Origin of the sequence: uncultured Neisseria sp. (genome assembly GCF_951230505.1) — a bacterium.
In the GTDB taxonomy this organism is placed as follows: domain Bacteria; phylum Pseudomonadota; class Gammaproteobacteria; order Burkholderiales; family Neisseriaceae; genus Neisseria.
On sequence record NZ_CATNVN010000138.1, the window covers coordinates 1 to 4,838 of the forward strand.

The 4,838-nt window shown below is 51.8% G+C and carries 8 protein-coding genes; all 8 read left to right on the top strand.

Annotated elements, in window-relative coordinates:
- Positions 1-113 precede the first annotated feature (113 nt).
- Positions 114-704: a phospholipid-binding protein MlaC gene (locus tag Q1M25_RS08095; RefSeq protein WP_070695254.1), complete on the top strand. Its 591-nt coding sequence runs from the start codon at positions 114-116 to the stop codon at positions 702-704.
- Between the two features lie 62 nt (positions 705-766).
- Complete coding sequence (locus tag Q1M25_RS08100) at positions 767-1,045, top strand: STAS domain-containing protein (protein WP_036493932.1); 279 nt, start codon at positions 767-769, stop codon at positions 1,043-1,045.
- The gene (locus Q1M25_RS08105; RefSeq protein ID WP_070695253.1) at positions 1,042-1,869 is read left to right on the top strand and encodes an MlaA family lipoprotein; all 828 of its coding nucleotides are present in this window, start codon (positions 1,042-1,044) and stop codon (positions 1,867-1,869) included. The genes Q1M25_RS08100 and Q1M25_RS08105 overlap by 4 nt, the downstream gene beginning before the upstream one ends.
- Before the next feature lie 114 nt (positions 1,870-1,983).
- Positions 1,984-2,346, top strand: a complete 363-nt coding sequence (locus Q1M25_RS08110; RefSeq protein WP_003681812.1) for a hypothetical protein — start codon at positions 1,984-1,986, stop codon at positions 2,344-2,346.
- Entirely contained in the window at positions 2,346-2,729 is a 384-nt protein-coding gene (locus Q1M25_RS08115) for a thioesterase family protein (protein ID WP_300483760.1), read from the top strand. Before Q1M25_RS08110 ends, Q1M25_RS08115 begins: the two co-directional genes overlap by 1 nt.
- Positions 2,726-3,214 (top strand): peroxiredoxin, encoded by a 489-nt coding sequence (locus tag Q1M25_RS08120; protein WP_070695251.1) that lies wholly within the window; start codon positions 2,726-2,728, stop codon positions 3,212-3,214. The genes Q1M25_RS08115 and Q1M25_RS08120 overlap by 4 nt, the downstream gene beginning before the upstream one ends.
- Positions 3,215-3,357: 143 nt before the next feature.
- Positions 3,358-4,512 (top strand): GTPase ObgE, encoded by a 1,155-nt coding sequence (gene obgE, locus Q1M25_RS08125; RefSeq protein ID WP_070695250.1) that lies wholly within the window; start codon positions 3,358-3,360, stop codon positions 4,510-4,512.
- Between the two features lie 68 nt (positions 4,513-4,580).
- A partial coding sequence (locus tag Q1M25_RS08130) for a hypothetical protein (RefSeq protein ID WP_300483763.1) occupies positions 4,581-4,838 on the top strand: 258 nt, incomplete at its 3' end.

Below are 4,838 nucleotides of genomic sequence, written 5' to 3' on the forward strand. Positions count from 1 at the left end.
GAAAACCTTATCGGCAAATTCATGACCAGCTTTGCCGAAAAAAACGCAGACAGTGAATCTGCCGGTCAAAACAAACAATAAACACATATCAACCCAATATTCAGGACACTCCCATGAAAAAAACTTCCTTCATCAGCGCATTGAGCATCGGCGTATTGAGCATCAGCATGGCATTTGCCTCTCCTGCCGACGCAGTCAACCAAGTCCGTGAAAACTCCGTTCAAGTGCTGAAAATCCTCAACAGCGGCGATGCCAACACTGCACGCCAAAAAGCCGAAGCCTACGCCATTCCTTATTTCGACTTCCAACGCATGACCGCTTTGGCCGTCGGCAACCCATGGCGTACTGCAACTGACGCACAAAAACAAGCGTTGACCAAAGAGTTCCAAACCCTGCTGATCCGCACCTACTCCGGCACCATGCTGAAATTCAAAAATGCCAAGGTCAACATCAAAGACAACCCTGTCGTAAACAAAGGCGGTAAAGAAGTCGTTGTCCGCGCTGAAATCAATGTTTCCGGCCAAAAACCGGTCAACATGGACTTCACCACTTACCAAAGCGGCAACAAATACCGCGCATACAATGTCGCAGTCGAAGGCGCAAGCTTGGTTACCGTATACCGCAACCAATTCGGCGAAACCATCAAAGCCAAAGGCATCGACGGCCTGATTGCCGACTTGAAAGCCAAAAACGGCGGTAAATAATCCACCCCGCACCATGCTGCCTGATGTTCAGACGGCATGGTGCCTTACATCATAAAGACACCATGCAAACAGAAATACGCAACGGCACGCTCTACATCAGCGGCGACGTTACCGTCAAAACCCTGACTGCCTCCGCCTTTGCGCGCTACGAACAACAATGCCGTCTGAAAGAAACAGACAGCATAGACTTCAGCCAAGTAGGCAAAGCAGATTCAGCCTGCGTTTCCCTGCTGCTCAACGCTCTGCGCCGGACAGACAAAAAACCGACCATTCAAAACATTCCCGATTCCGTCCGCGCACTGGCCGAACTTTACGAAATCAAAGACTGGTTGCAATCATGAAAAAAACCACCGCTTCCCTCTGCCTCCTCATCAGCATAGCCTCCGCTCCCGCACTTGCCGAACGCAATCCGGCCGACCCTTACGAAGGCTACAACCGTACCGTTTCCAAGTTCAACGACAAAGCAGACAAATACGTCCTTTCCCCCGTCGCACGCGGTTATCGCAAAGTAACGCCCAAACCGGTGCGTACCGGCGTGATCAACTTCTTCAACAACCTGCGCGATGTCGTCAGCTTCGGCAGCAACGTGCTGCGCCTTGACGTCAAACGCGCCAGCGAAGACCTCGTCCGCGTCGGCATCAACACCACCTTCGGCCTTGGCGGTTTAATCGACGTAGCCGGTGCAGGCGGCGTACCCAGCAATAAAAACACCCTCGGCGACACCTTCGCCTCATGGGGCTGGAAAAACAGCAACTACTTCGTTGTCCCCCTACTCGGCCCGTCTACCGTACGCGATACCGTCGGCAACGCCGTTACCACCGTCTATCCGGTTAAAAACGCCGTCTTCCACACCAGAGCAGGACGCTGGGGCACAATCGGCCTGCAAGCCATCAACACCCGTGAAGAGCTCCTCGACCTGACCGACAGCCTCGAAGGCGCAGCCATCGACAAATACAGCTACACACGCGACCTTTACATGAAAGTCCGCACCCAACAAACCGGCGGCACGCTCCCTCAAAGCGAAGACGACAACATCGACATTGATGACTTAGTGGACAGCAATGCCACTTCCGAACCGGTAACAGCCCCTCAAACCGCTCCGGCAGAAATTCCCGATACAGCCAATCCCCAAACCCTGTATCAAACACCATCAGAAAACCTCTGATTGTTTCCAAAAATAAAGGCCGTCTGAAATTCAGACGGCCTTTATCCCCCAAAAGATAGCCAGTCCACCACCTTTGCTATATCATTCAACTATACAGAAACCAAGGAAAACACCATGTACGAAGTCAACCGCAGCGTCTTCCTGCTTATCCCCCTCGATCCTTTTTGGAACTGGCTGAAATCCCTGCCCGGCAATCATCTTGACGGCCTGACGCTTGAAGATATCCAAGCCGATGCAAACTCCTACCTCGTTCGCCCGTGCGAAACTGCCGACGAAGTATGGGACGAGATCGAAGCGCGTTTTGAAGACATTTTTGCTGCCGAATTGGCCGACTGGTGCGAAGACGAAAGCGAATGGCCGGATTTGGACGCCGACATTTTCAACGAATGGTTCGATATCCAACTCTCCACCGTGATTACCGACCTCGAACACGAACCAATCGCACGCGAAGAGTTCCAACCCATCAATCTCAACTGATGAAACTGACCGTCCGCAACTACCACCTCGACGGCTACGGCCACGTCAACAATGCGCGCTATCTCGAATTTCTAGAAGAAGCGCGCTGGACGTTTTTCCAAGAGCATGACCTTCTGTCCGAACTCAAAGGCATCATGCTCGTTGTTGCACGCGTCGATATCCGCTACCGCCGCCCGTCGCTTGAAGGCGACGTTTTGACCTTTACAGGCCGTCTGAAAGACATCGGCACACGCCACATCATCCTCAGCCAAACCGCGACCCTGCCCAACAGCAAAGCCGCCATCGAAGCCGAAGTTACCCTTATGCCCGTTAGCAGCGAAAGCGGCCGTAGTATCAGCGTTCCCCCAACCTTAGCACACGCAATTCAAAACCTCACATCATGAAAAAAATACTCACACTCCTTGTCGTTGCCACGATCGGCGCACTTCTTGCCTTCGTCCTTATCCCCAGCAACAAAGCCGCCCCTGATTTTGCCCTGCCCGACCTGCAAGGCAAAATCATTACCAACTCCGATTTGAAAGACAAAGTTACCCTCATTAACTTCTGGTTTCCCTCCTGCCCCGGCTGCGTGAGCGAGATGCCTAAAATCATCAAAACCGCCCAAGACTATCAAGGCAAAAATTTCCAAGTCCTCGGCATTGCCCAGCCCATCGACCCTATCGAAAGCGTCCATCAGTACGTCAAAGAATACGGCCTGCCTTTCACCGTCATGTACGATGCCGACAAAACGGCCGCAAAAGCCTTTGGCACACAGGTTTACCCGACTTCCGTCCTGATCGACAAAAACGGTAATATCCTTAAAACCTACGTTGGCGAACCCAATTTCACCCAACTCTACCAAGAAATCGACCAAGCCCTCGCCCAATAAATCCAAGGCCGTCTGAAACCATATTTCAGACGGCCTAAAACCGAAATATCCTTTATAATAAGCAACATTTTATCCGTTCAGACACCAAGCTCCTCTATCAACAAAGGTCGTCTGAAACAACCGAATACCCATAAGAGAACACCATGAAATTCATCGACGAAGCAAAAATCGAAGTCGCCGCAGGCAAAGGCGGTAATGGCGCAACCAGTTTCCGCCGCGAAAAATTCGTACCCCGCGGCGGCCCTGACGGCGGCGACGGCGGCAAAGGCGGCAGCGTTTGGGCAGAAGCCGACGAAAACACCAACACCCTCGTCGAATACCGCTTCGTCAAACGCTACCAAGCCAAAAACGGCGAAAAAGGCCACGGTTCCGACCGCTACGGTGCAGGTGCGGACGACATCGTCCTCAAAATGCCCGTCGGCACCCTCATCCGCGACCTCGATACAGACGAAATCGTCGCCGACCTGACTTACCACGGCCAGCGCGTCTGCCTTGCCAAAGGCGGCAAAGGCGGCTTGGGCAACATCCACTTCAAATCCTCCGTCAACCGCGCGCCCAAACAATCCACTCCCGGCGAAGAAGGCGAAACCCGTTCCCTGCAACTCGAGCTTAAAGTCCTCGCCGACGTCGGCTTGTTAGGCATGCCCAACGCCGGCAAATCCACCCTGATTACCGCCGTATCCGCCGCACGTCCAAAAATCGCCAACTACCCCTTCACCACCCTGCATCCGAATTTAGGCGTCGTGCGCATCGACGAAAACCACAGCTTCGTCATGGCCGACATCCCCGGCCTGATTGAAGGCGCGGCAGAAGGCGCAGGCCTAGGCCACCGTTTCCTCAAACACTTATCACGCACCGGCCTGCTGTTGCACGTTGTCGATTTGGCCCCCTTCGACGAAGCCGTCAATCCCGCCGAAGAAGCCCTCGCCATCATCAACGAATTGCGCAAATACGACGAAGAACTCTACGACAAACCACGCTGGCTGGTTCTGAACAAACTCGATATGCTTGATGAAGAAGAAGCCCAAGCGCGTAGCGCCGCCTTCCTCGAAGCCATCGGCTGGGATTACCCCAAACCCGATGACCGCTTCCAATTCGACATGGAAACCCCGCGCCTCTTCCAAATCAGCGCACTAACCCACCAAGGTACGCAGGAATTGGTACACCAAATCAACCAATACCTAACCGAGAAAAAACGCATCGAAGCCGAAAAAGCAGAAGCGGAACAGGCAGTGGCAAAAGCCGAAATTGCCGAGCAGCAGCCTAAAACGGATACTGGCGTGTTTAAGCCGGAGTAAAAAAATTTCAGACGGCCCTCGGCATCTAAAATTTAACCTATCAAGTTTTACAAAAGGAAAACATCATTATGAAACTTAAATTAGTCTCTTCAAAAGAAGAAATTATTGAAAACTTGATTCGTTTTGCTCTCTATCAATATAGTGAAGATGAGAGTGAGAAAATTTATTTTAAGGAACGTTTGAGAAAAGGCCAAAATCTCGTCTTTGCCTCTTATGGTAGTAACTATATCTTTTGCCCAAGTCGCTTTGTGGGATATAAAAATTGCATTATAAATAATCATCGGGCTGCGATAAATAAAAACGGTTCAGAGACAACTAAACAAATC